Origin of the sequence: Luteibacter sp. 22Crub2.1 (genome assembly GCF_900167995.1) — a bacterium.
GTDB lineage: Bacteria > Pseudomonadota > Gammaproteobacteria > Xanthomonadales > Rhodanobacteraceae > Luteibacter > Luteibacter mycovicinus.
Genome location: NZ_FUYT01000007.1, coordinates 39,442 through 63,812 on the forward strand (window position 1 = coordinate 39,442; position 24,371 = coordinate 63,812).

Sequence of the window (24,371 nt, forward strand, 5' to 3'; positions counted from 1 at the left end):
CAAAGCTGTCGCAAACATCGCTATCGCAGTTAGTGCTAGTGCAAACGTAACTATCACAGTTGTCGCTAGTACAACCGATACTCACGCAGAAATCGCCTGTCGCGCTATCGTCTGCAACTGCGGCCTTTCCGGGGATAGCGATGGCATTTTTTGCAGCCACCACTTTTACGGTGGCTCCTCCCGCAACGAGTGAAGCCTGCTCGTCCGTAAGCACAGTGATACTACGCGTTTTCAGCTTGAACATGATTAACTCCTTATAATCTTGCATTTAGGGCCAGCTATCGGGAAGAGAACTGCCGCCCGCTGGCCAGAGGCGAACAATGCGGCTAGATATCTAACGCCTACCGCGACGCAACTAATTGAAGGTCGTCAGACCTTTAAGGCCCACTTGCCTCAGTCGTTATCGTCAAGGCCCGCGTTCTGATCCGGAGCGCGTGGCGCCGGAGATCGCCCTCGCTTTGCATGCGGACTTTGACGTCAGTCGGCCGAATAACGCCCTCAACCATGGCGAACCAATTGACAGCTTTATCGTCAAGTTGTGAGCCAAGCGCTTCACACGAAGCGAATGACTCGTAGGCAGCGTCCAACGCTTTCGCGGCCCGAGCCTGGAAGCCGATTTCTGAAAGCGCCACAGCCTTCATCATCAACAACGGGTAGCGCGCCTGGTACTCCCCAATTTCCAGAAGTCGGTCAAACGCCTGCAAACGCATCGCCGGATCGCCTGCGCGGACCCCAATAGAACGCAGGCTGGCGTCTTGAAGTGGCTTTTTGAGGATGAACGATGCTGTCTCTCCTACACGGGGGGCCAGCAGATCAAAGTGGTCGAGAGCCATTCCCATCGTCGCCGCAACCCACGGCTGAGCAGGCGTATAAAAGTCCTGCTGAATGACAACCGATCCCACCTCTAGGAGAGGAAACCAAGATTTTAAGATGTAGGCGTTTAGTCCAGGAGACTTGGCGACATCGATAAACAAGACTTCTATCGGCACCGACAGGCGCCCTATTTGATGAACATCCCCGGACCTCACGTCGATGTAAGGGAGATAGACGTTCAGTCGGTCGAGAAAGACGTCAAGAAATGATTCACCGAATCGAATATCTCTTCCTCGCATGGTCAGTGCATCTACTACGTAGGGGTCCGTCGCCAGGAAGCGGTCCATTGCTATTACCGTCTTCATTCCACGATTTAGACGGTCCTCGAGAATCGACGGATCGACTCCCTCGCAAAGACTAAGCGTGCTTCCGCCGAGAAAGCATCCTGCGTCGACGATAAACCCGCCGCCCTTGTAATAGTCGCGCACGACTTGGCGGAAAAATGCCTGTTCCGAGGCGCTAGTGAAGTCGATATGGGTCACAGGCCTACCTGTCGTGAGCAACAGGCTGCCTGTCTATTGATCCCGAAGGAAGTGCAGTTACATCGATATTTATCGTCCATAGATCGAAGATTTATCACCTCTCCGAAACGCCATCAAGACAACTGAGTCGTACTTTTATGCGACTTTGTAGGCCTAAACCTACACATATAATTGCGATATGAACCGAAATTATCTGCTACCGCTCAAGTCCCGTGCAATTATCGACAACGGGTGATTCGCTATCGAAAAAGTTGAACGAATGATTTTACGAAGATGTAGGCGAACCCCTACAAAGAATGGGTAGAAGACTCACTTTTCGAGTCGATGGCATTGTGCAGTCGATCACATTTCCGCTTCTACGTTAGAGTCCTGACGAACGCACGCGGGCGCCATGCAGCACATCGACGTAAACAGGGACATTGATAGCTTAGAATCGCAGCCTGAGGCGGATCGTGGCCTATTGAAAGGTGCGCCGACCGTCGGCCATGATCTGTTTCGCTATCCAATTTAGGTCGCCCTGAGCTGATCAGGATTTAAGGGCGTTGAGCTCACGAAATCGCTCCAGCGCTGCCTTGTTTCCTAGAACAGCCACCCGAGAAAAAACACTTCCCAGTTACGCTCTGCTCGAATAGCGCCGCAAAAGAAGGCTTCCACACATCATAGATCCCGAACGGAAGCACGGCCGCGTTGTTAAGCGGTCTCGCCATCCACCGGTCATACCGTCGATCACCGCGAGCCACTGTGTGGCGCCACTGAAGGTAATCGCCACGAAATGCTTCGAAGGCCTCGGCCTTAGCCACGCGCTTGGCATCGTCCGAACCCTCGCCACCGTAGATGCCGCCCAACCGATCGCGTAACGCCAGGACGCGGCCGGTGAATGAGCGTTCAAGTTGGTCGCCCACCGAATCCGCTGGTGGCAGCCCACGCGCAACACGCCACTCACGCACGCCCTCCTCTTCCACGAAGCTCGCATACGATTCGTTGAACGACGAATCGTCCTTCACGTAGAACTTCTGATGAGCCAGCTCATGGAAGATCGTACCCGCGAGGGTATCGTCATCCCAGTAAAGCATGCTGCTGATGATCGGATCGGCGAACCAGCCCAGTGTGGAATACGCGGGGACCTCACCCAGCGCCACGTCGTCCCCCGCCGTCTTCAGCCGGGCCGCCTCCCGGTCCGCGAGATCCCTGCGGAAGTACCCCCGGTACGCGACGCAGCCTGCAACCGGGAAACAATGCGTGACAGGCGCAATGGACAGTTCCGGTGTGGCAAAGACGTTCCAGGCCACCCACGGACGATCGAGCTGGACGAAATAGGTGTAGCTGCGATTGTCGGGCAAGCCGAGGTTCGCCGAGGCGAACCGCCGGACTGGCCGCAGGCGAAGATGCCGGGGTTCGACCGCGATACGCTCTCGGATGCCGACCTGGACGATCTGGTGGCGTATCTGAAGCATATGGCGGGGAGAAAGGCCGCGCCCTGAGCGACGGCGTCACGCCGCCGGCTTACCCTCCACGATCAACTCGCTCGACGCCCGGTGATAAACCTCGAGATCGAGAATCCCGCGCTCCCGGGCCACGAGCACCGGCACCACCATCTGCCCGGTCACGTTGGTCATCGTACGCATCATGTCCAGAATGCGATCGATGGCGACCAGGTAGCCGATACCCTCCAGTGGCAAGCCGGCCGAACTCAGCACCAGCGTCACCATGACCGTCGCCGTACCTGGCACCCCCGCCGTGCCGAATGAGCCCAGCACCGAGGCCAGCAGGATCACCACGTACTGCGCGGGCTGCAGGTCGAGATGGAAATACTGCGCGATGAAGACCGCCGAGATCGCCGGGTAGATCGCTCCGCACCCATCCATCTTGATGCTCGCGCCCAGCGGCACCGCGAATGCAGCGTATTCCTCCTTTACGCCCATGTTGCGCACGACGCTACGCAGCGCGATGGGCATGGCGGCGAAGCTCGACGACGAGGTGAAGGCCACCTGCATCGCCGGGAAGGCGGCACGGAAAAATCTCACCGGATTGAGTCCGTGCGTCAGCAACAGGCCACCGTAGACGAAGACGATCTGCAGCGCGCAGGCGAGATACAGCGCGCCGACGAAGGTCGCCAGGGGCAGCAGCTTCTCGAAGCCGTAACTGCCCACCAACGCGGCGATGAGACCGAAGGTGCCGATCGGCGTCACCTCGAGCACGAAGCGCGTGACCTGGATCATGCCGTCATTCGCTTCGCCCGCCAGTGCACGCAGCCCGGCCGACTTCTCGCCGACCTTCACGAGCGCAAGGCCAAGCAGGCCGGCGAAGAAGATGACCTGCAGAATTTTCCCTTCGCTCAGGGCCCTGAACGGGTTCGCGGGCACGATGTCGAGCAGCACCTTCACCGGCTCGGGCACGTCCTTCGGATGCCAGCCGGTCGGCGTCGTCAGACCTTCGACACCGAGTCCCGGCTGCAGGACATGCGCAACGAGTAATCCAACGAACACCGCCAGACTCGCCGTCGCGGCGAACCACGCGAACGTGCGTCCACCCAGGGCAGCGACATCCTTCACGCCGTGCAGGCTCGACACGCTGTGTAGTACGGCGAAGAACACCAGAGGCACGGCGATCATCTTGATCAGCGTGACATAGAGCGTGCCAAGCGGGCCGAACCATGTCGCGGCGTCGGGCCCGATGGCCCAGCCGGCCAGCGCGCCGAGGACGAAACCCGCCGCTACCCGCTTCCAGAAGCGGACGCGGAACCACGATGTGAACAAGGACATGAGACGTGCCAGGCAAGGGCAATGAATCACGATACAACGCGGAGTAGCCGTCTGGACGGCCAATCCCGAACGCTGTGTTTCCTCTCGCGAACGCTGAGGGGTTGATATACCTCGAAGGAGCATACATGACCGACCAGAACGTGCTTTTCCAGCCCTTTCGTGCTGGCGACATCGAACTCGCCAACCGCATCGTCATGGCGCCGTTGACCCGCGACCGATCGGGTCCGGATCGCGTGCCGCGTGCACTCGCGGTCGAATATTACGCCCAGCGCAGCACCGCCGGGCTCATCGTATCCGAGGCGACGCAGATTTCACCGCAGGGTCAGGGCTATCTCGATACGCCGGGTATCTACAACAGCGCCCAGGTCCGCGGCTGGAAACGCGTTACCGACGCCGTGCACGCCCGCGGAGGGAAAATCGTTCTCCAGCTGTGGCACGTCGGCCGCATTTCACACACCAGCCTTCAACCCGGCGGTAAAGCACCTGTCGCACCGTCAGCGATTCGCGCCGATGGCAAGACCTTCACGGCCCACGGGATGGAACCGGTCTCCGCGCCACGAGCGCTCACGGCCGGTGAGATTCCCCTGATCGTCAATGACTACCGCCGCGCCACCGAACTCGCTCTCGACGCCGGGTTCGACGGCGTCGAAGTGCACGCCGCCAATGGTTACCTGATCGACCAGTTTCTGCGCGACAAGACCAATCGTCGCGACGATGCCTGGGGCGGCAGTATCCCCAACCGGCTACGTTTCCTTCGCGCCGTACTGGACGCCGTCATCGGTGTGGCAGGCAGCGGCCGTACGGGCATCCGCATCTCGCCGACGACGCCGGCGAACGACATCGCCGATTCCGAGCCGACGAAGCTGTTCAATGCGGTGATCGACGACCTGAAAGCACGGAATCTGGCTTACACCCATGTGATCGAAGGCGCCACGGGCGGCCCTCGCGACGTCCTTCCGTTCGACTACGACGCCTTCCGGGTGCGGCACGGCGGGACCTGGATGGTCAACAACGGTTACGACCGTGCCATGGCCGTCGATGCGGTGCGCAGCGGGCACGCCGACCTGGTGGCGTTCGGACGTCCGTTTATCGCCAACCCGGACCTGGTCGACCGGCTGCGTGAAGGGTACCCGCTGGCTAAGCCGAACCCGAAGACGCTCTATGGGGGCGGTGCGGAGGGTTATACGGATTATCCGGCGTTTGCCAGGTAAGTCGCCGCCGGTCCATCGCGAGCAGGGTTGGCTCCGTCGTCGGAAGCGAACCCTGCTGGCGTCAGCGTGCTGACGACTTCAACGTCTCGAGTTCACGCGTCCGGTCAGCCGGCGCCTTCTTCCCAAGCTCCTTCACCCTCGCAAAGAAGACCGGCCACCTTCGCCCGCATCGTTCAAACAGCGCGGCGAACGATGGTTTCCACGTGTCATAAAGCCCAAACGGCAACAGCGCGGCATTATTGAGCGGCCTCGCCATCCATCGGTCATACCGGCGATCGCCACCGGCGACCGTCGCCCGCCACTCGACATAGTCACCACGAAACATCTCGAAAGCTTCCGCCTTGGCGACACGCTTCGTCTCGTCGCTGTCCTGCGTCGCATAGATCGAGCCGAGCCGGTCGCGCAGCGCAAGAACACGGGCCGTAAAAGAGCCGTCGAGCTCGCCATCCTTCTCGCCCGGCGGCGGTAGCCCCCGGGCGGTGCGCCACTCACGCACACCTTCCTCCTCGACGAAGCTCGCATACGATTCGTTGAACGACGAATCGTCTTTCACGTAGAACTGCTGATGAGCCAGCTCATGGAAGATCGTACCCGCGAGGGTATCGTCATCCCAGTAAAGCATGCTGCTGATGATCGGATCGGCGAACCAGCCCAGTGTGGAATACGCGGGGACCTCACCCAGCGCCACGTCGTCCCCCGCCGCCTTCAGCCGGGCCGCCTCCCGGTCCGCGAGGTCCTTGCGGAAGTACCCCCGGTACGCGACGCAGCCTGCAATCGGAAAACAATGCGTGACAGGCGCAACGGACAGTTCCGGTGCGGCGAAGACGTTCCAGGCCACCCACGGACGATCGAGCTGGACGAAATAGGTGTAGCTGCGATTGTCGGGCAAGCCGAGGTTCGCCGAGGCGAACCGCCGGGCCTCGCTGGCGAGTTCCAGGCGGTGGCGTGTTTTCTCCGGTGTTTTGGGATCGCGCAGCACGTTCGCGATCGGCCGTCGCCCGGCGAGCAGCGACGCCTGACCGTGCGCGACATGCGCGTAGTAACCAAGCGAGCGGCAGCCGGTGAGTGTGGTGAGCAGGACAACGACGATGTGGGATAGGCGCATACCCCATTCTGCCGTAAACGATGTAGGAGCGAGCCCCGCTCGCGACCAACGTCGCGGCGAGCCCCCATCGCGAGCAGAGCTCGCTCCTACCCAGGCCGGGCGCGGCCGCGTCAGCGGGGGGCCTTGCCCCCGGTCATGCTCTGCAGCACGCCATCGCGACGAATCAGGCCATGCATCAACGCCGCACCCATGTGCGCAACGAAGGTCAGGAAGAACAACCAGGCCAGATACCGGTGCGACTCGCGCAACCACGCGAACAACGCGGGATCGGTCGGCAGGATCTTCGGCAGATGCACGCCAGCGAACATCGTCACCGGATAGTTACCCGCCGAAAGCATGCCCCAGCCGATCAACGGCATCGCGATCATGAGGGCGTAGAGCAGCACGTGCGAGCCATGTGCGGCCAGCTTCTGCCACAGAGGCAGATCCGCCGGCAGCGGCGGGGCGGGATGCGTCAGGCGGAAGGCAAGCCGGATCAGTGCCAGCACGAAGATCACGATGCCCAGCGGACGGTGGATCGTCAGCAGCCAGTCGTGCTTTTCGGCCACGGTACTGACCATGCCCGCGCCGATGAAAAGCATCGACAGCACCATGATCGACATCAGCCAGTGCAAGGCGCGTGCGAAGGGGTGGAACGTCTGATCGCGGCTCATCACTTGGCCTCCTTGGGACGGGCGGCACCGGGGAGATGGCCCTCTTCGCTGGTTCGACGCAGGTACGAATCGGCGTACGCCGCGGAACGTGCCGCCAGCAGCGGATCGTTCGATGTTTCGATGCCCTTCGGCAGGATCGTGGGATCGTAATTCACGTCGCGGCACGGACCGGTCGCCTGATCCTGCCAGCTGTCGATCACCAGCGTGCCCGCGTCCACCGATTTGCGGTCATCCGGCCAGGCTTTCGCGGCGTCGTCGATGGGATCGCCGTCGCCGGCGAACGTCATGATCAGATGCCAGCGAAGGGGACCTGCCGCAAGCCGCTTCGAAAGATCGGCGGCAAGGTAGTCGGTGTCGCCGGCCGCTGGCGAGCCGTCGCCGGTCTCCGGCGTCTCGGGCACCATCTTCCAGCGCACCGCACGGCGCTCACCCGCAGGGTCGCGCAGGTAGAACGCGTTGATGCTCTGGTAGGTCTCCGTGGCGTAGCTGGCCGGCGGCTTCGCCGTCTTCGCCCAGCCGAGAAAGGCACCCGTCTCCGGATGCGCGCCGAAGAACGCACCGGCCTTCGCCGGATCCGGTTTGCCGGTCTTCGGATCGGGATGGGTGGCGACCTGAAGGTCGTAGAACGCCTGCGGGGTCGACACCGGGAAGACCGGCATCGCGTTCATGCCGGTGCGCCACTGCTCGCCATCGGCCAGATCGAAGCGCAGCGCGAAGCTGCGGATGGGAATCGAGCTGTCCGCCGCATAGGGATTTCCGCCGGGAATGGCCAGCCGGCCGACGACCGGTGTCCTTTCCTTCGCGAAGACGGCCGAACGGGAAAAACTCTGCAGCGCGCCGCTGCCTTCGAAATAGCCGCCGACGCATATGCCCTTGGCATGGTTGCGACGGTATCCGGGGTGCGCGCCGCCATTGGCCTCCAGGGAATCGACGATCTTCTTCGGCGACAGGCGCTCCGGTGCCAGCCAGCCACCGACGTAACCAAAAGCGACGGCGGAGCCGGCGACCGCCAGTCCGATCAGGGCCCAGCGCCAACCGACGTGCGCCGGAGGGCGCCGATTCTCGGTGTCTTGCATGCGTATCTCTCCAATTCCAGGGTGGTCGTGCTCAAGGTGGGACGTACGTCCACGACTTTTATTCCCGGTCAGGGGAATATTTCTTCGAACCGGGCGTCTAACGCCTGACACCCCGCCCGAGGTCCGGCATGTCCGACCCCAAGATCGACGAAGCACTACGCTCGATGCTGCCGCGCCTGCGGCGCTTCGCGCTGTGGCTTGCCCGCGACGAACACGCGGCCGACGATCTGGTCCAGTCCACGATCGAGCGCGCGCTGTCGAAATGGCATGCGCGACGCGACGACGAGAGTCTGCGGGCATGGCTGTTCTCGATCTTGTACCGGCTGTTCCTCGACGGGAAGCGACGGTCCGGCCGTTACGCCCGCCTGCTGAGCATGCTGGGCCGGGAAGAACCGACCTGGCCGTCGGCCGAGCGGGTCGCCGTGGCGCACTCGACCCTGGGCGCGTTCGCCTCGCTGCCGGTCGAGCAACGGAGCCTGCTGATCTGGATCACCGTCGAAGGCATGAGCTACCAGGAGGTAGCCGACATCCTCGAAGTGCCGATCGGCACCGTCATGTCCCGACTGTCCCGGGCCCGCCGCGCGCTGCGCCGGCTGGGCGAGGGCGTCCCCGAAACACCTGCCCTGCGACTGCTGAAATGACCCACACGCCCCCCAGCGAACACGACATCCACGCCTACGTCGACGGTCACCTGGACTCGCCGCACCGTAGCGAGGTGGAACGGTATCTCGCCCGTCATCCCGAGCGCGCTGACGAAGTACAGGGCTGGCGGCAGGACGCCCAGCAGCTGCGGACCCTGCTGGCGGGCGATCTCGCCCCTGCCCCGGCCTTCGATCCCGCCCTGGTCAGAGCGCGCGCCGGGCGCCGTCGCATCGTTCGTCTGGCCATGGCGGCCAGCCTTCTGTTCTGTCTCGCCGTGGGCGGCATGGCCGGCTGGGCCGCGCGCGGCATGGGTCCGGGCGCCATGAAGCCCATGGCCGATGCGATGCAGGCCTATCGCCTGCTGGCGCTGGATCACGGTGTGGGCATGGACATCACGACGGCCAACGAGGGCGACCTGCGCTCCTGGCTGGCCGGCCGCGTCGGCTCCAGCGTCCGCCTGCCCGACCTCGCCGATGCCGGCTTCCGTCCGATCGGCGGCCGCCTGTTCGCGACCGACCAGGGTCCGGCGGCCATGGTCCTCTATGACGACGGCAGCGGCCACACGGTGAGTTTCTACGTCAGGCCCCCGGGGGTCGCCCGGCACCTGTTGCCGCGAGGCACCCGTGAAGACAGCGGCCTGCTGGCCGACTACTGGTCACAAGGCGACCATAACTACGCCGTGGTTGCCATGGCCGATGAAGCCGGCCGAGCCGCCGCTCAGCGCATGACGGCCAGAACGATCTGACGAGCGATCCGGCACCCGCGCCCGGTCGGCGCCAACCCTCCCGGCGATCCGCCCGACAGGACGACGACGGACCTCAGCGCTCCTGCAATTCCCCGTTGTGCAGCTCAAGGGTCCGATCCATCCGCCCCGCCAGCCGCGTGTCATGCGTCACCAGCACGAAGCTGGTCCCGATCTCCCGGTTGAGCTCGAGCATCAACTCGTAGACGTGAGCCGCATTGGCTTCGTCCAGGTTGCCGGTCGGCTCATCGCCCAGCACGCACGCCGGACGCGTCACCAGCGCACGCGCCACCGCGCAGCGCTGACGCTCACCGCCGGACATCTCCGCCGGACGATGCCGCAGCCGCGACGACAGCCCCACGCGCTCGAGCAACGCGGTCGCTTCCTTCTGCGCCTGCGCAATCGACACGCCGCGAATCAGCAGCGGCATGCACACGTTTTCCAGCGCCGTGAACTCCGGCAGCAGATGATGGAACTGGTAGATGAAGCCCAGTGAGCGATTGCGCTCACGACCGCGCTCGGCGTCCGACAGTTCGGACAGCACGCGACCGTTCACCTCGACCTTGCCGGCCGTGAGCGTATCGAGCCCACCGATGATGTGAAGCAGGGTCGACTTGCCCGAGCCCGATGCGCCGACGATGGACATCGTCTCGCCGCGACGCAGGGCGAAATTGACGTTGGACAGGACGCCCGTACGCAGGTCGCCCTCTTCATAGACCTTGGCGACGCCCGTGGCGCGCAGGACGATATCGTCGTTGGGCTTATTCATAACGGAGCGCCTGGGCGGGCTGCGTGCGCGACGCACGCCACGCCGGATAAAGCGTGGCCAGCAGCGAGAAAGCGAAGGTCACCAGCACCACCCAGCCCACGTCGGACCAGAGCAGCTGACTGGGCAGCTCGCTGATGTAGTACACGTCGGGCGAGAGAAAATTCTGCCCCGTGACGTGCTCGATCCACTTCACGATGGCCGGCAGGTTGTACGACAGCAGCGCGCCGAGCGCGACGCCCGCGCCGATGCCGACGATGCCGACCAGCAGGCCCTGCACCATGAACATGCCCATGATGCTGCGCGGCGTCGAGCCGAGCGTGCGCAGGATGGCGATGTCCGCCTGCTTGTCCGTTACCAGCATCATCAGCATGGAAATGAGGTTGATCACCGCGACCAGGATGATCAGCGAGAGGATCACGAACATCACCGTCTTCTCCATGTCGATCGCGCGGAAGAAGTTGGCGTGGGTATCCATCCAGGTTTCGACGCGGTACGTCTGGCCGAGTTTGTTGACCAGGTCCTGCGCCACCGGCCAGGCGGCACGCAGGTCGTCCAGCTTGAGGCGGATACCGGTCGGACCATTGAGGCCGTTGAGACGCTGGGCGTCTTCCATGGAAATCAGGGCGAGGTTGGCATCGTATTCCTGCATGCCCAGCTCGAAGATGCCGCTGACCGTGAAACTGCGCAACTTGGGCACGGCACCCATGGGCGTCGCCGTGAACTGAGGCACCACGACCGTCACCTTGTCGCCCACCTGCACACCGAGCGTCATGGCCAGTTCGCGCCCCAGGGCGATCTTCCAGCTGCGATCGGTCAGGTCGGTCATCTTGCCTTCGACCATATGCGTATCGATGTCGGAGACCTTCGGCTCCAGCGACGGCACGATGCCGCGGATCAGGGCGCCGCTGGGCCGGCGGGCCTGCAGAAACGCCTGGATTTCGACATAGGGCGCGGCGCCCTTCACGTGCTTCGTGGCTTCGGCGGTCTTCACCGCCGTCTGCCAGTTCTGCACCGTGTCGTCGATACCGGACACGGTGATATGCGAAACGGCACCCAGGATGCGGTTACGCAATTCGTTATCGAAGCCGTTCATCACCGACATGACCGTGATGAGCGCGGTCACACTGATGGCGATGCAGACGATCGACACCGTGGAAATGAACGAAATGAACTGGTTGCGACGCTTGGCGCGCGTGTAGCGCAGTCCGATGAAAAGTTCGAGGGGTCTGAACATACCTGTCGATCGCAGCCTTGAATGAGGGGGCCAACGCGAAAGGCAGCCACCGCGCGGCAGAGTGCCCGATGCGGCCCGTCGGGGCAAGCTGGAACAGTAGACCGGGCAGATATCCTTCAGCTTTCGCCGGGATACGCTTACGGGCCCTCACGCCGGTTTCAAACGGCCGCGCAAAAGACGGAGGTGTTCCGTCGACGTGCTGTCTGGCATCAGTAACACATGCCCTGCCCCGCCGCGCCAGCGAAACCGGAGAAACATCGCCAATCCGACCCGGCGGACGTGCAACAGTTCCGCCGGCATGGCGAACCCGCGGCGATCCGTCACGCTCCAGACGCCATCGACCGCCCAATGCAACCGACGTAGCCGCGGGTGCCGATACCGGTGGACCCGACGCATGCCGAATACGCCGATAACCGTCATCGACGACCAGCGGGCGAACAACGGCAGCGAGGTGAATAACGGTGCGAGAGTGGCCAGACCGACCACCAGGACAAGCCATGCGGTCAGCGTGGTCGAGGGCTTTATGTCAAAGCTCATGCCTTGCGCGGATGTCATCGATGATCGCCTGCCAGTCGTCGCGAGGGGCGCGGGCATGGCCCATCACCCAATCCCAGAGATCGGGATCCTGCACGTCCAGAAGCGCATCGAATGCCGTCTTCCCCGCTTCATCGGCGTCAGCGAAACGCACTTCCAGCCACCACCCGAACAGGCGATCGAGTTCGCGGGTACCACGTCGGGTACGCCAGCGGAGGCGTTTGAGGCGGGCGTCTTCCATAGCGGGCAACGGCTTCGTGTAGGAGCGCGCCCCGCGCGCGATGGATCTGGCGATTTCCTCGGGGGATATCGCAAACCCATCGCGCGCGGGGCGCGCTCCTACAGGTGCCTTTTAGGCCGACCGCCTTTGCACGATCAGCTTCTTGATCTCCGCGATCGCCTTGGCCGGGTTGAGACCCTTCGGGCAGGTGCGCGCGCAGTTCATGATCGTGTGGCAACGGTAGAGCTTGAACGGATCTTCGAGGTCGTCGAGACGGTTACCGGTGTCTTCGTCACGGCTGTCGACGATCCAGCGGTAAGCCTGGAGCAGAATGGCGGGACCGAGGTAACGGTCGCCGTTCCACCAGTAGCTCGGGCACGAGGTCGAGCAGCAGGCGCAGAGAATGCACTCGTACAGACCGTCGAGCTTCTTGCGGTCTTCCGGCGACTGCAGGCGCTCCTTGTCGGCCGGCGCCGGGCTCTGCGTACGCATCCACGGCTTGATCGACGCGAACTGGGCGTAGAAGTGCGTGAGATCGGGCACCAGATCCTTCACCACCGGCATGTGCGGCAGCGGATAGATGTTGACCGTACCGCCGCCGCACTCCTCGATGGCGCGCGTACACGCCAGCGTGTTGGTGCCGTCGATATTCATGGCGCACGAACCGCAGATGCCTTCACGGCACGAACGACGCAGCGACAAGGTCGAGTCGATCTCGTTCTTGATCTTGAGCAGGGCGTCGAGAACCATCGGACCGCACGTGTCGATATCGACCTCGTACGTGTCGGTGCGCGGGTTCTGGCCGTCGTCCGGCGTCCAGCGATAAATCTTGAAGGTACGCGTGTTCTTCGCGCCCTTCGCCGGGAAATGCTTGCCGGCCGTAATCTTGGAATTCTTGGGTAGCGTGAACTCTGCCACGATTGCCTCTCCGGTCCGGTATCAGTAAACGCGCTTTTTCGGCGGCACGACTTCGACGTCGTCCGTCAGGGTGTACATGTGCACCGGACGGAAGTCGAAGCTGGACTTGCCGGCCTCGTCGATCCACACCAGGGTGTGCTTCTGCCAGTCATGGTCGTCACGATCCGGGAAATCCTCGCGGGCGTGCGCGCCGCGGCTTTCCGGACGCTGTTCGGCCGAATGCATGGTAGCCACCGCCTGCGCGAGCAGGTTGGAGAGCTCCAGCGTTTCGATCAGGTCGGAGTTCCAGACCAGCGAGCGGTCGCTGACCTTGACCTGCTCGAACGAGGTGAAGACCTCGGAGATCTTGGCCTTGCCTTCCTTCAGCGTCTCGCCCGTGCGGAACACGGCGGCGTCGGACTGCATGGTCTTCTGCATCTCGGCGCGGATCGCGGCGGTCGGCAGCGTGCCGTCCGCGTTACGCAGCGCGTCGAAGCGACCGAGGATCTTGTCCAGCGCGTTGGCCGGGAGATCCTTGTGCGGCGTGCCCGTCTTGATGAGCTCGGCGCAGCGATGCGCCACGGCGCGACCGAACACCACCAGATCGAGCAGCGAGTTGGAACCCAGACGGTTGGCGCCATGCACCGACACACAGGCCGCTTCGCCGATCGCGAACAGACCCGGGACGATCGAATCCGGATCGTCGTCGCGCTTGGTCACGACTTCGCCGTGATAGTTGGTCGGAATGCCGCCCATGTTGTAGTGGACAGTCGGGAGCACCGGAATCGGCTCCTTGGTGACGTCGACGCCGGCGAAAATACGCGCGGACTCGGCGATACCCGGCAGGCGCTCGTTGATGACCTCGGGACCGAGGTGCATCAGGTTGAGATGGATGTGGTCCTTGTTCGGGCCCACGCCGCGGCCTTCGCGGATCTCGATGGTCATGGCGCGGCTGACGACGTCGCGCGAAGCGAGGTCCTTCGCGTTGGGCGCGTAGCGCTCCATGAAGCGCTCGCCCTCGGAGTTGGTGAGGTAACCACCTTCGCCGCGGACACCCTCGGTGATCAGGCAGCCGGCACCGTAAATGCCCGTCGGGTGGAACTGCACGAACTCCATATCCTGCAGCGGCAGACCGGCGCGCAGCACCATGCCGCCGCCATCGCCCGTGCAGGTATGCGCGGAGGTGGCGCTGAAGTACGCGCGACCGTAGCCGCCCGTGGCCATGACCACGGCATGGCCACGGAACAGGTGCAGGGTGCCTTCGTTCATGTCGAGGGCAAGTACGCCCACGCACTTGCCATCCTCGAACACCAGGTCGATAGCGAAGTATTCGATGAAGAACGTGGCGTCGTGCGCCAGGGCCTGCTGGTAAAGCGTGTGCAGGATGGCGTGACCGGTACGGTCGGCCGCGGCGCAGGTGCGCTGCGCGGTGCCCTGACCGTAGTGCGTGGTCATGCCGCCGAACGGACGCTGGTAGATCTTGCCTTCCTCGGTACGCGAGAACGGCACGCCATAGTGTTCGAGCTCGATGATGGCCGGGATGGCCTCACGACACATGTACTCGATGGCATCCTGATCGCCGAGCCAGTCGGAGCCCTTGATCGTGTCGTAGAAGTGGAAACGCCAGTCGTCTTCACCCATGTTGCCGAGCGCGGCGGAAATGCCGCCCTGCGCCGCCACGGTGTGCGAACGGGTCGGGAAGACCTTGGTGATGCACGCGGCCTTGAGGCCCTTCTCGGCCAGACCGAAGGTGGCGCGAAGGCCTGCGCCACCGGCGCCGACCACGATCACGTCGTATTTGTGTTGCTGAACCTTATAGGCTTCCATCGATCAGTTTCCGAGCGCGATGCGCAGCACGGCCAGCACGCCCGAGAGCGCGGCGAGTACGGCGATGAACTTGATGGCCACCAGCGACGCGACTTCGAGCCAGCGCGTGTGGACGTAATCTTCAATCACGACCTGCAGGCCGAGGACGGCATGCCTGAACATCGTGACGATGAGAGCGATGAGCAGGACCGCGTTCCAGGGCCTGGCGATAGTGGCGCGGGCCGTGGCGTAGTCGGTGTGGACCAGGCTCAGCACCACGAGGACGAACCAGATCGTCAGGAACACCAGCGCCAGCGCGGTGGTGCGCTGCTGCATCCAGTGTCCGACACCGTCCTTCGCGGAGCCCAGGCCACGGGCACGGGCGAGCGGGTTACGCAGATCCTTGCTCATGCGTGACCTCCGAGCAGCAGATACGCCCAGACGAGCACGGTCAGCACGATGGCGGCGATGATAGACAGCCAGCTGGAGCGGACGAAGGACGCAATCGCGTAGCCCTTCCCCGTGTCCTGCACCAGGTGACGGATGCCGTTGGCGAGGTGATAGAAGAAGGCCAGGGTCCAGCCGATCATGACCAGCGTGCCGACGAGGCTGCCGGCGCAGGCCGAGAACGTCGAGAAGGCGTCGGGGCCAGCGGCGAGGGCGCACAGCCCCCAGACAATGATCAGGCTACCTACGGCGAGGATGATCCCCGCGGCGCGATGCAGGATGGAGGTAGCCATCTGCACTTGCCATTTGTAGACCTGGAGATGCGGTGAGAGCGGTCGTCCCGTTTGTGCCATGGCGGCTATCCTGGATTGGAATCGCTGATGCCCGACGCACCTACCCTTGCCTTCCTGAACTCAGAAGTCGATACAGCGTCCGTTCTTTTCCCAGTCGCCATAACGCGTGGGGTCCAGCGGCGCCTTATCGACCTTTGGCTCGCCGTTCGTGGGGACGACTGGCGGTACGAGCGGCTTCGCCGGGGCGGAATCGTTCGGGCCTTTGGACTCGGAGGGATTGTCGGACATGGTTATAAAGCCCCAAAAGGGTAATACCTGTGGCAAATCAGCACAACCTTGACGATCGGGCGGAACCTTGGTTTGGCCTTGGGCCGACCGTATATCCTACGCCTCCGCCCCGACTTGCGCCTCCCCATGCCGAGCCGTACCACTCGCACGATCACCCTGACCGGCCCCGACGCGGCCGCTTTCGCCAACGCCCAGTTCGGCAGCGCCGTGCTCTCTCTCGAGGTGGGTCGCTGGCAGTGGAGCGGCTGGCTCGACCCCAAGGGGCGGGTTCGTGCCCTGCTCCAGATCGCGCGCCCCGACAACGAGCGATTCGTCGTCGTTCCGCGCGGTGGCGACGCGGAGATGCTGGCGTCCGATCTCAGGCGTTTCGTGTTTCGTTCGAAGGTGAAGATCGCGGTATCCGATGTAATGCATGTATCCGACAGTGACGCGATCGGCGATGGCGACATACGCGAAGAAGATGACGCCTTGTATTTCGGTGAAGGCGATACATCGACACGTATAAATACGATGCAAGGTGGAGACACCTGGTACGCGCGTCACATACGGAAAGGATATGCGTGGCTTCCCGACGAGGCGATCGACGCACTGCTTCCGCCCGCCTTGTCGATGGAGCGACTGGGTGCCGTCGCATTCGACAAGGGATGCTTTCCTGGACAGGAAATCGCTGCGCGACTGCATTTTCTGGGCGGTCACAAAAAGCATCTGCACGTCGTGCGAAGCGATGACACGTTGCGCGAGGGCGAGACGCTACGCGTTAACGGCCGCGATATAGGTATTGTGCTGATGCATGCGGCATCGCAACCTTCACCTATATCGCTTGTCGTACTCGACGACAGCGTTGCATCGGCAGAGACTCTTGAAATAGATGACAAGCACCTACACATCTTATCGACATTCGAAGCGTGATCTTTCGCAGGTTCGCAAGAATGTGTCTCACGCAATGTGTGAGCTAAAGCTGAACCGCACAGCTCACGCACTTGCAGAATTCGTGCAGCGCCACTAGGCTCCGCCGATCCAATTTAAGTGGTCGTGGTGTTTCTCCACGGTTACACCCGCGACGATCCGTCGATGATGACGGTTCTGGCGCGACCCGGCGAAAGCCGGAGATTGAAGCAACGCGCAGCCCATGAGTAGCGCGTAGTCAGCCGACGGAGCCGCCGCCTTTGCGAGCCGCTCCCTTTCGGTGCACCCCCATACCGGGCGACTCCGGACAGTCGCCCAGTACAGTCACAGTGTGTGACGCCCGCCTCATCCGTGTTTCTCCAAACACAACATCGGATGTCGTCGGTTGGTCCAGGTAGTAACGGCCTGCCCGCCCGTCTACCGCTCATACGTCCCCCATGGCTCTTTCCGAAAGAAAGCCGCAAGTGACGGAAAAGCTCGTTGGAGGCAGATACACATGAAACTTTCCGCGCTGCTCTGGATGGCGTCCGTCCTCCCGAGCCACCTCGCCGACCAGACGTGCCTGGCGACGACGGTATACCTCGAAGCACGTAGCGAACCCACCATCGGCCAGTACGCCGTGGCGGAAGTCGCCCTTCGACGCCGCGACCGCGGCATGGGCGGCGACAAGGTGTGCGACGTCGTTTCGGCGCCACATCAGTTCGCGATCACCACCACGCCGAAGGATTTCGAGATCACGGATCTCGTCTCCTGGTCCAAGGCATGGAAGGTGGCAGGCGACTCCCTCAATAACTGGAGCCTGCCAAAGAGTGAACGACTCGTTTATGTTCCGCAGGCCGACCACTTCGCCACGGCTGCCGTTTCGCCGAACTGGTCCGCAAGCCGTATCGTTCGCAAGATCGGCGACCACGCGTTCTACGCCGTGAACTGACAACGGCCTCACAACGTGCGGGGAAAAGGAAGGCAGAGCGGGCAGCTTGTGCTTTCCCGGGAAAAGGGGCCCTCGGATGAGGGTCTTTTTTTGCGCCCGATTTTCTCGTCGATCATAAAAAAACCCGCCGAAGCGGGTTTTTTATTTAGCCGTCCATACGTCTAAACGATCAACGCCGATAGACGCGATCCCCGCGCACCTCGACGTAATCGCCGCGACGCAGCTGCGGATCTTCCACCTGGGTCACCGTAGCCCGGCGACCGTCGTCCAGACGGATGCTCACGCGGAAGGCGACCTGATCGGCACCATTGCGCTTGCCGACCTGATTACCGACCACGCCGCCGACCACCGCGCCGCCGACGGTGGCGGCCGAACGACCGTCACCCTTGCCGATGGTGTTGCCCAGCAAACCACCGGCGACCGCGCCGATGACGGCACCCAGCGGCGACGAGTCGCGCTGTGTATAGACCTGCTCGACGTCGTCCACGACGCCGCACTGCTCGCACCCACGCGGTGCGCCCTGATATACGACGCGATCCTCGCGATACACACGACGTGGCTGCTCATAGCACGCGGTCAACGACAGCGTGGCGACGGCGGCGGCGACGAGGCCGGACTTGCGGACAATGCTGTACATGGATGAAGCCTCTGGGAACGCGTTGGAGAATCAGCGTGCGTCGGAGACGACCGACACGCCTTCCTGTACCTCGACGCGATCGCCCGGATCGTGATCCATACGCACCGAACGCGTCACGCCGTTGTATTCGTAGCGAACGTCATAGGCGACGATCTTGTCACCCGACGTGCCAGCCACGGTGCTGCACTTGCGCACCGTGCTCGTGGTGGTATTCGTTTCCTGGCGACGCTCCTGGATCTCGTGGCCCGCATAGCCGCCACCCACCGCGCCGGCCACCGTCGCCAGCGTGCGCCCCTTGCCACCGCCGATCTGGTTGCCGAGCAGACCGCCAGCGACCGCGCCGATGGCCGTACCGGCAATCTGATGCTGGTCCCTGACCGGCACATGACGCGTCACCACCTCATCGTGGCACTCGCGCTGCGGCGACGAGGCCGCCTCGCGGACCGGATCGACGCTGACCACGCGGCCGTACTTCGGGCCGGCCGGTGCGGGCGCGGGAGCAGAAGCCGCGGCGCCGTCGCCACGGTAGGACACATCGGCATTCGCGTCGCGGTTGCACGCGGACAGGCCGCATACCAGCGCCGCACCCAACGCGATGTTCAGGACGGAAATCTTCAGACTGCTCATAACCCTACTCTCCTAACGAAGGTCCGCGACCTCGATGGCGCATGAGCCCCATCTCCCGGAAGTCGCCTCGGAGCACATTTGACATTCGTTAAACTGAATGAGGCCTTAGACTGTCGCTACCTTCATTCAGGCATCACGCTTACATGGTCGATCTGGTCGACACCCACGCACATCTGGACGACGCGTCGTTCGACAGCGACCGGCATGAGATGTACGAACGCGCAGCCGCGGCGGGCGTTCGCCGCTGGGTCGTGCCGGCGATCGATCGCGGCAACTGGGAAACGATCGAACGACTCGTCGGTGAGAGGGAGGGCGTTTTTCCCGCCTACGGACTGCATCCCTTGTTCATCGACCGGCACCGCGACGAGCACCTCGCCGAACTGCCCGACTGGCTCGACGGCCACGGCGCCGTGGCCGTGGGCGAGATCGGGCTGGACTGGTACGTCGAAGGACTGGATCCGGCGCGGCAGCGCGACGTGTTCATCCGCCAGCTGGGCATCGCGAAGGAGCACGACCTTCCGGTGATCGTGCATGCACGCCGGGCGTTCGAGGAAGTCATTCATACGCTTCGCCGGGTCGGCGGATTGCGTGGCGTGGTGCACAGCTTCTCGGGAAGCGAGGAGCAAGCCCGGCAACTCTTCGACCTTGGCTTCCACATCGGCATCGGCGGCCCGGTCACCTACGACCGGGCTCGCCGGATCCAACGCGTCGTCGCGACCATGCCGGCGGAGTGGCTTCTGCTCGAAACAGATGCGCCCGATCAGCCCTGTATGCATCGTCGCGGGCTACGCAACGAGCCGGCGTTCATGACCGATGTCGTGGACACCGTGGCGGTCCTGCGCGGCATCAGCCGCGAGGAGGTCGCGGAGGTCACGACACGCAACGCCGGTCGTCTCTTCTCGCTCGGGCGCGCACGAGTCGACGACGCTCGCTAGCGCGGAACGGACCAGAACTGAAAATCCTTTGGAAGCAGCCCATAGCGACTCACCCGGATGATGAAGGGCGATTCGACGGTGGCCGGCCACACGTGCACCTGAGGCCTTCCCTCGAGCTTCAGCTTTGTCCCGGTCAGCGCGACACCGGCGAGCGAGCCAGGCGCGAACCCGAAAAACGCCGGCGCATTGTATGGGTCGAGAATTTCGAAGACGAGCGATCCGAAATCGTAATATTTCCCGTCCTGATCCTTGAGCTCGAAGATTCCCGCGAGATCGTGCGTCATACCCGCAGCCAGCTTACGCGTGCCATAAAACTCTCCTTCGAGCGTGGTCGGCACGTTCGACGCGACACGGACGAAGAATTCGTGTTCGACCTTGCGATCGATGGGCGCGTTCACCGTGAATGCCCGGACCGTGAAGTTATCACCTGGCAACCCCGATGCGATAAGCGGCACCGGCGGTACCGCCCGACCACCGGAATCGGTGTAGGTGCTGGCGTATTTTGACGGGCGACCGTCGATGAGGAAATGTGGCTGCGCTTCCGCATGAGGGTCGCCGGGCTCGATTTGCCACGCGATGAGTTCTCCGCCTACCAGGCTACCATCGGGGTCGGTGGCGACCACGCCGCGATCAGCAATCCACGCACCGGGATCGACATGGATGGGATCGCGCCCGCCCGGCCTGAGCTTCGATACCCTTGAGGAACCGTCACCGCCGGCAGGGAAGGACGCCGCCGCCGATACGGGCTCCGGGGCCCGGTCGCGCCCTCGCCTCGGGCTGGCGTTCTCTCCCGGCCCGAAAGGCATAGCGATGGTCCAGCGATCTTGCGGGGCTTTGGCAGTGTCGGTCGTGTTCGATGGCTTGTCCGTCGTCATATGGCTCTCCTTTTCCCATGGCTGCATGGTCCTCATGCACGGTGACTATGCGCTTCGCAGGAGTCGACGAACAGCCGCCCGACGATGATGTCGATTTATTTCGTCATCCGCATTCGGCAGCTGCGCCCGATGTGGCTGATAGGGCGCGCTTAGTCGCCAAGGCGGTCCGGGGCACGAAGGCACTTGTTGCCTGAAGCCACTGCTTGCTAGGCTAATAGTTCACCAGCGAACTATTAGCCAGCGTAATGTCCACCCTGAAACCATGCGTCGATGCCCTCTACGAGGGCGTCGACCGGGTCGCCGAGAACATCGACGGCTTGCCGAAATGCGAGGTGCTGCTCATCCGCCTGCTTTTGCTGACGGGCGAAGCCCTGCAGCGCAACGTGGAGACCAGGCTCAGGCCGTTCGACCTCAACGACAGCGATTTCCGCACGCTGATGATGCTGTATTCATCCCGGAACGGCAGTTCGACGCCCAGCGAGCTCTGCGCGCTGGCCGAGCAGAAGCCGACCAACATGACCCGCATCACCAATCTGCTCGCCAAACGCGGCCTGATCACCCGCTCGCACGCCACGCAGGACCGCCGTCAGGTCGTGCTGACGATCACGAGGGAAGGCAGGCAGTTCGTGCGCACGCTGCTCCCGCCGATGTTCCCCGACGTGGTGTCGAAGTTCGCCTGCTTCAGCGCTACGGAACGAAAGACCTTCGAAGGGCTGCTGAAAAAACTGGCCCTGCATCTGGATACCGCGGAAACCCCATGAAATCCTTACCGTTCCGCCCCACGCTGCTGGCGGGCATGCTGGCCGTGTCGCTCGCGGCCTGCCACGTGCCCGCGAAGATCGACCGCCCCGCCCTGCGCGACGACGTACCGCTGGCCGGCCTCGTCACCGACCAGCGCCCGGGCTGGCCCGCCGCCGAATGGTGGCGTGCGTACGGCGACCCACAGCTCGACATGCTGATGGACATGGCCCTGCGCGGCGCGCCCGATCTCGCCCAGGCGAAGACACGCGTCGACAGCGCGCAGCAGAACATTCGTGTGGCGGCGGCGCAGGCGGGCCTGCGCGTGGACGGCAGCGCGCAGGTCGCACGCCAGCGCATGAGCGAGCACGGCCTGATTCCGGCGCAGTTCCTCGGCTTCACCTGGTACAACCAGGCCGACATCGGCGTGCAGGTCAGCTACGACTTCGACTGGTGGGGCAAGAAGCGCTTTACCCTCGAGTCCGCGATCGACAGCGCGCGGGCGGCGGAAGCGGAGCGCTCGGCCTCGTCCCTCGCGATCCAGGCGGTCGTCGCGGACACCTACTTCGGCTGGCTCGCCGACATGTCGCGCGTGGCCATCGCGGACCGGCTCATCGCCGTCCGCGAACGTGCGCTGCGTATCGCCGACCTCCGCGTGAAACAGGGCGTGGACGTACCCGATACCGTGCAGCAGGCACGCGCCGAGCTGTCCGGTGCCCGCCAGCAGCGTGTGGCGTTGCAGGGATCGGCGGACATCCGTCGCGCCTCGCTGGCCACGCTGGTCGGCGTCTCGCCCGGACAGCTGCCCGCGCTAACGCCGCGTGCGCTTCCCGCCGTCGCCCCCGGCCTGCCGGCGAACGTCGGCACCGACCTGATGGCACGCCGGCCGGACATCGCGGCCAGCCGCTGGCAGGTCGAAGCCGCGTTACGGCAGACCGACGCCGCACGCGCCCAGTTTTTCCCCGATGTGAGCCTGTCGGGCATGGCGGGCTTGTCCAGCATCGACATGGACAAGCTCTTCTCCGCGAGCAGCCGCGTGTTCTCGCTGACGCCCGCGCTGCACCTGCCGATCTTCGAAGGCGGGACGCTCGAGGCGAACCACGGCGTCAGCCAGGCGCAGCTCGGCGCCGCCGTCGCTCAGTACAACGCCACCGTGGCCTCGGCCGCACGCGACGTCGCCACACAGGCGCTCGGTGCGCAGCAGATCGCCGCCCGACGCACCGAGCAAGCCGCGCAGATCGATGCCGCCAATACCCTGCTCGCCAGCGCGAAGGCGCGGGCGGCACGCGGCGTGCGTGACGACCGCGAGTCGCTTGCCACCGAAGCCTCGCTGGCGCAGCAGCTGGATATGGACGCCGACCTTCAGGGCCAGGCCTTGTCCACCGATGTCGCCCTGATCAAATCCCTCGGGGGCGGCTATCGCGCCGAACCCGTCGACACCTCTTCCACGCCCAGCACGAACGGAACCCAGAGCCCATGAGCGCCAACCCGACCGATACCCAGCGAGCCCCGGTGGAAAGCGGCAACGCGCCCAGGGACAAGCGCAAGCGAGGCCGTGCGCTGCTGATCGCCCTGATCGTCTTCCTCCTGGCCGCGGCGACGTGGTTCCTGCTGTGGCTGTTCGTGTTCTCGACCCGCGAGACCACCGATGACGCCTATGTGGGCGGTAACCAGGTGGGTATCTCGGCGCAGGTGCCCGGCATCGTCACCGGCGTGTTCGCCGACGACACGCAGCGGGTCAACGCGGGTCAGGTGCTCGTCCGCCTGGACGCTACCGACGCCGATGTGGCCTTGCGCAAAGCCAGCAGCGCCCTGGCGCAGGCGGTTCGTCAGGTCCGCCAGCAGACGCAGTCGGCCGCCAGCGCGGACGCCGCGCTCGGTGCCCGCCGCAACGATCTGAAGCGTGCGCAGGACGACCTGAAGCGTCGTCTGCCGTTGCTCGCCGAAAAAGCCGTCGCACCGGAAGAAGTGCAGCACGCCCGCGACGCGGTGGACACCGCGCAGTCCGCACTGGAATCCGCACAGCGTCAGGCCGATGCGTCGCGCGCGCTGATCGACGGCAGCGATGTCGAATCCAATCCGGCGGTCGAACAGGCACGCGCCAACTTCCGTCAGGCCTGGGTCGCCTCGCAACGCAACGCGATCGTCGCGCCCATCGACGGCTACGTCGCGCAGCGCAGCGTCCAGGTGGGCAACAGCGTGCAGCCCGGCCAGCAGCTGATGACGGTGATTCCTCTGCACGACCTGTGGGTCGAGGCGAATTTCAAGGAGAGCCAGCTGCGCCATGTGCGCATCGGCCAGCCGGCGAAGATCGAAGCCGACATCTACGGTGGCGGTGTGGAATACCATGGGCACGTGATCGGTCTCGGCGCCGGTACCGGCAGCGCGTTCTCGCTGCTGCCCGCGCAGAACGCCACCGGCAACTGGATCAAGGTGGTGCAGCGCATCCCGGTTCGCATCGCGCTGGACGCGAAAGACCTCGACAAGCACCCGCTGCGTATCGGCCTGTCCACCGCCGTGACGCTCGACATCTCCAACGACGATGGCGACGTCCTGGCCAGGGCTCCGTCGACGACACCGGTCGCGCAGACCACCGTCTACGACGAGGTGGCCGCGAAGGCCGATGCCGCCGCTGACGAGATCGTGCGCAAGAACCTCGGAGCCAGCGCGCCTTGAGCGACGCCGTCG

At 63.8% G+C, this 24,371-nt stretch carries 27 protein-coding genes; 9 read left to right on the top strand and 18 right to left on the bottom strand.

The genetic code is table 11. The annotated features are described in order from the left end of the window. Positions 1-377 precede the first annotated feature (377 nt). The 3 genes from B5X73_RS08625 to B5X73_RS08635 all read right to left on the bottom strand — a co-directional run bounded on the left by B5X73_RS08625 (position 378) and on the right by B5X73_RS08635 (position 4,117). The gene (locus B5X73_RS08625) at positions 378-1,355 is read right to left on the bottom strand and encodes a hypothetical protein (RefSeq protein ID WP_079521360.1); all 978 of its coding nucleotides are present in this window, start codon (positions 1,353-1,355) and stop codon (positions 378-380) included. A gap of 548 nt (positions 1,356-1,903) precedes the next feature. Further along, a complete protein-coding gene (locus B5X73_RS08630) occupies positions 1,904-2,695 on the bottom strand; it encodes an aminopeptidase (protein ID WP_254857262.1) in 792 nt (263 codons plus the stop codon). A 150-nt stretch (positions 2,696-2,845) separates the two neighbouring features. After that, positions 2,846-4,117 (bottom strand): dicarboxylate/amino acid:cation symporter, encoded by a 1,272-nt coding sequence (locus B5X73_RS08635; protein ID WP_079521362.1) that lies wholly within the window; start codon positions 4,115-4,117, stop codon positions 2,846-2,848. Positions 4,118-4,242: 125 nt separating this feature from the next. On the opposite strand from B5X73_RS08635, the gene B5X73_RS08640 reads away from it, so the two are divergent. Beyond that, the gene (locus B5X73_RS08640; protein ID WP_079521363.1) at positions 4,243-5,328 is read left to right on the top strand and encodes an alkene reductase; all 1,086 of its coding nucleotides are present in this window, start codon (positions 4,243-4,245) and stop codon (positions 5,326-5,328) included. Between the two features lie 61 nt (positions 5,329-5,389). On the opposite strand, the gene B5X73_RS08645 is transcribed toward B5X73_RS08640, so the two are convergent. From B5X73_RS08645 to B5X73_RS08655, 3 genes are all read right to left on the bottom strand, one after another. After that, entirely contained in the window at positions 5,390-6,433 is a 1,044-nt protein-coding gene (locus tag B5X73_RS08645; protein ID WP_079521364.1) for an aminopeptidase, read from the bottom strand. Positions 6,434-6,543: 110 nt separating this feature from the next. Next, positions 6,544-7,086, bottom strand: coding sequence for a cytochrome b (locus B5X73_RS08650; protein ID WP_079521365.1), 543 nt, complete (start codon positions 7,084-7,086; stop codon positions 6,544-6,546). After that, the gene (locus tag B5X73_RS08655) at positions 7,086-8,162 is read right to left on the bottom strand and encodes a catalase family peroxidase (protein WP_079521366.1); all 1,077 of its coding nucleotides are present in this window, start codon (positions 8,160-8,162) and stop codon (positions 7,086-7,088) included. The genes B5X73_RS08650 and B5X73_RS08655 overlap by 1 nt, the downstream gene beginning before the upstream one ends. 128 nt (positions 8,163-8,290) lie before the next feature. Here B5X73_RS08655 and B5X73_RS08660 point away from each other — a divergent pair, with 128 nt between their 5' ends. Both B5X73_RS08660 and B5X73_RS08665 read left to right on the top strand, forming a co-directional pair. Next, positions 8,291-8,803, top strand: coding sequence for a sigma-70 family RNA polymerase sigma factor (locus B5X73_RS08660; protein WP_079521367.1), 513 nt, complete (start codon positions 8,291-8,293; stop codon positions 8,801-8,803). Further along, positions 8,800-9,549, top strand: a complete 750-nt coding sequence (locus B5X73_RS08665; protein ID WP_079521368.1) for an anti-sigma factor family protein — start codon at positions 8,800-8,802, stop codon at positions 9,547-9,549. The genes B5X73_RS08660 and B5X73_RS08665 overlap by 4 nt, the downstream gene beginning before the upstream one ends. A 73-nt stretch (positions 9,550-9,622) precedes the next feature. Here the strand turns inward: B5X73_RS08665 and lolD are convergent, their stop codons facing one another. The 9 genes from lolD to B5X73_RS08710 all read right to left on the bottom strand — a co-directional run bounded on the left by lolD (position 9,623) and on the right by B5X73_RS08710 (position 16,034). Beyond that, complete coding sequence (gene lolD, locus B5X73_RS08670; protein ID WP_036113617.1) at positions 9,623-10,315, bottom strand: lipoprotein-releasing ABC transporter ATP-binding protein LolD; 693 nt, start codon at positions 10,313-10,315, stop codon at positions 9,623-9,625. Continuing rightward, complete coding sequence (locus B5X73_RS08675) at positions 10,308-11,549, bottom strand: lipoprotein-releasing ABC transporter permease subunit (RefSeq protein ID WP_043693705.1); 1,242 nt, start codon at positions 11,547-11,549, stop codon at positions 10,308-10,310. Before B5X73_RS08675 ends, lolD begins: the two co-directional genes overlap by 8 nt. Before the next feature lie 147 nt (positions 11,550-11,696). Next, positions 11,697-12,104, bottom strand: a complete 408-nt coding sequence (locus tag B5X73_RS08680; protein WP_139382711.1) for a hypothetical protein — start codon at positions 12,102-12,104, stop codon at positions 11,697-11,699. After that, positions 12,076-12,324 carry an FAD assembly factor SdhE gene (locus B5X73_RS08685; protein WP_079521370.1) on the bottom strand — a complete coding sequence of 83 codons (249 nt, stop codon included), beginning with the start codon at positions 12,322-12,324 and terminating at the stop codon, positions 12,076-12,078. Before B5X73_RS08685 ends, B5X73_RS08680 begins: the two co-directional genes overlap by 29 nt. A 111-nt stretch (positions 12,325-12,435) precedes the next feature. Continuing rightward, positions 12,436-13,221, bottom strand: a complete 786-nt coding sequence (locus B5X73_RS08690; protein ID WP_079521371.1) for a succinate dehydrogenase iron-sulfur subunit — start codon at positions 13,219-13,221, stop codon at positions 12,436-12,438. Between the two features lie 21 nt (positions 13,222-13,242). After that, positions 13,243-15,027 (bottom strand): succinate dehydrogenase flavoprotein subunit, encoded by a 1,785-nt coding sequence (gene sdhA, locus B5X73_RS08695; protein ID WP_079521372.1) that lies wholly within the window; start codon positions 15,025-15,027, stop codon positions 13,243-13,245. Positions 15,028-15,030: 3 nt separating this feature from the next. Continuing rightward, positions 15,031-15,417, bottom strand: coding sequence for a succinate dehydrogenase, hydrophobic membrane anchor protein (sdhD, locus tag B5X73_RS08700; protein ID WP_079521373.1), 387 nt, complete (start codon positions 15,415-15,417; stop codon positions 15,031-15,033). After that, positions 15,414-15,806, bottom strand: a complete 393-nt coding sequence (gene sdhC, locus B5X73_RS08705; RefSeq protein ID WP_079521374.1) for a succinate dehydrogenase, cytochrome b556 subunit — start codon at positions 15,804-15,806, stop codon at positions 15,414-15,416. The genes sdhD and sdhC overlap by 4 nt, the downstream gene beginning before the upstream one ends. A gap of 60 nt (positions 15,807-15,866) precedes the next feature. After that, positions 15,867-16,034 (bottom strand): DUF1674 domain-containing protein, encoded by a 168-nt coding sequence (locus B5X73_RS08710; protein ID WP_079521375.1) that lies wholly within the window; start codon positions 16,032-16,034, stop codon positions 15,867-15,869. 114 nt (positions 16,035-16,148) lie between these two features. Between B5X73_RS08710 and B5X73_RS08715 the strand changes: the two genes are divergently transcribed. Together B5X73_RS08715 and B5X73_RS08720 are read left to right on the top strand one after the other, a co-directional pair. Beyond that, positions 16,149-16,943 (top strand): CAF17-like 4Fe-4S cluster assembly/insertion protein YgfZ, encoded by a 795-nt coding sequence (locus B5X73_RS08715; protein WP_139382712.1) that lies wholly within the window; start codon positions 16,149-16,151, stop codon positions 16,941-16,943. A gap of 493 nt (positions 16,944-17,436) precedes the next feature. Continuing rightward, positions 17,437-17,871 (top strand): cell wall hydrolase, encoded by a 435-nt coding sequence (locus B5X73_RS08720; RefSeq protein WP_036113631.1) that lies wholly within the window; start codon positions 17,437-17,439, stop codon positions 17,869-17,871. Positions 17,872-18,040: 169 nt separating this feature from the next. Here the strand turns inward: B5X73_RS08720 and B5X73_RS21510 are convergent, their stop codons facing one another. Together B5X73_RS21510 and B5X73_RS08730 are read right to left on the bottom strand one after the other, a co-directional pair. Further along, on the bottom strand, positions 18,041-18,508 hold the full coding sequence (locus tag B5X73_RS21510) for an outer membrane lipoprotein (protein ID WP_043693693.1): 468 nt from the start codon (positions 18,506-18,508) through the stop codon (positions 18,041-18,043). Between the two features lie 30 nt (positions 18,509-18,538). Further along, a complete protein-coding gene (locus B5X73_RS08730) occupies positions 18,539-19,135 on the bottom strand; it encodes a glycine zipper 2TM domain-containing protein (RefSeq protein WP_036113634.1) in 597 nt (198 codons plus the stop codon). Positions 19,136-19,278: 143 nt separating this feature from the next. Here B5X73_RS08730 and B5X73_RS08735 point away from each other — a divergent pair, with 143 nt between their 5' ends. Then, a complete protein-coding gene (locus tag B5X73_RS08735; RefSeq protein ID WP_079521377.1) occupies positions 19,279-20,070 on the top strand; it encodes a TatD family hydrolase in 792 nt (263 codons plus the stop codon). On the opposite strand, the gene B5X73_RS08740 is transcribed toward B5X73_RS08735, so the two are convergent. Continuing rightward, entirely contained in the window at positions 20,067-20,945 is an 879-nt protein-coding gene (locus tag B5X73_RS08740) for a hypothetical protein (RefSeq protein WP_079521378.1), read from the bottom strand. The two genes, B5X73_RS08735 and B5X73_RS08740, sit on opposite strands and share 4 nt — an antisense overlap. Before the next feature lie 245 nt (positions 20,946-21,190). Between B5X73_RS08740 and B5X73_RS08745 the strand changes: the two genes are divergently transcribed. From B5X73_RS08745 to B5X73_RS08755, 3 genes are read left to right on the top strand one after another with little or no spacing between them, the layout of a single operon-like run. Then, positions 21,191-21,706 carry a MarR family winged helix-turn-helix transcriptional regulator gene (locus B5X73_RS08745; RefSeq protein WP_079521379.1) on the top strand — a complete coding sequence of 172 codons (516 nt, stop codon included), beginning with the start codon at positions 21,191-21,193 and terminating at the stop codon, positions 21,704-21,706. Beyond that, entirely contained in the window at positions 21,703-23,163 is a 1,461-nt protein-coding gene (locus B5X73_RS08750; RefSeq protein WP_079521380.1) for an efflux transporter outer membrane subunit, read from the top strand. Before B5X73_RS08745 ends, B5X73_RS08750 begins: the two co-directional genes overlap by 4 nt. After that, positions 23,160-24,359 carry an HlyD/EmrA/EmrK family protein gene (locus B5X73_RS08755; RefSeq protein ID WP_079521381.1) on the top strand — a complete coding sequence of 400 codons (1,200 nt, stop codon included), beginning with the start codon at positions 23,160-23,162 and terminating at the stop codon, positions 24,357-24,359. The genes B5X73_RS08750 and B5X73_RS08755 overlap by 4 nt, the downstream gene beginning before the upstream one ends. Positions 24,360-24,371 lie beyond the last annotated feature (12 nt).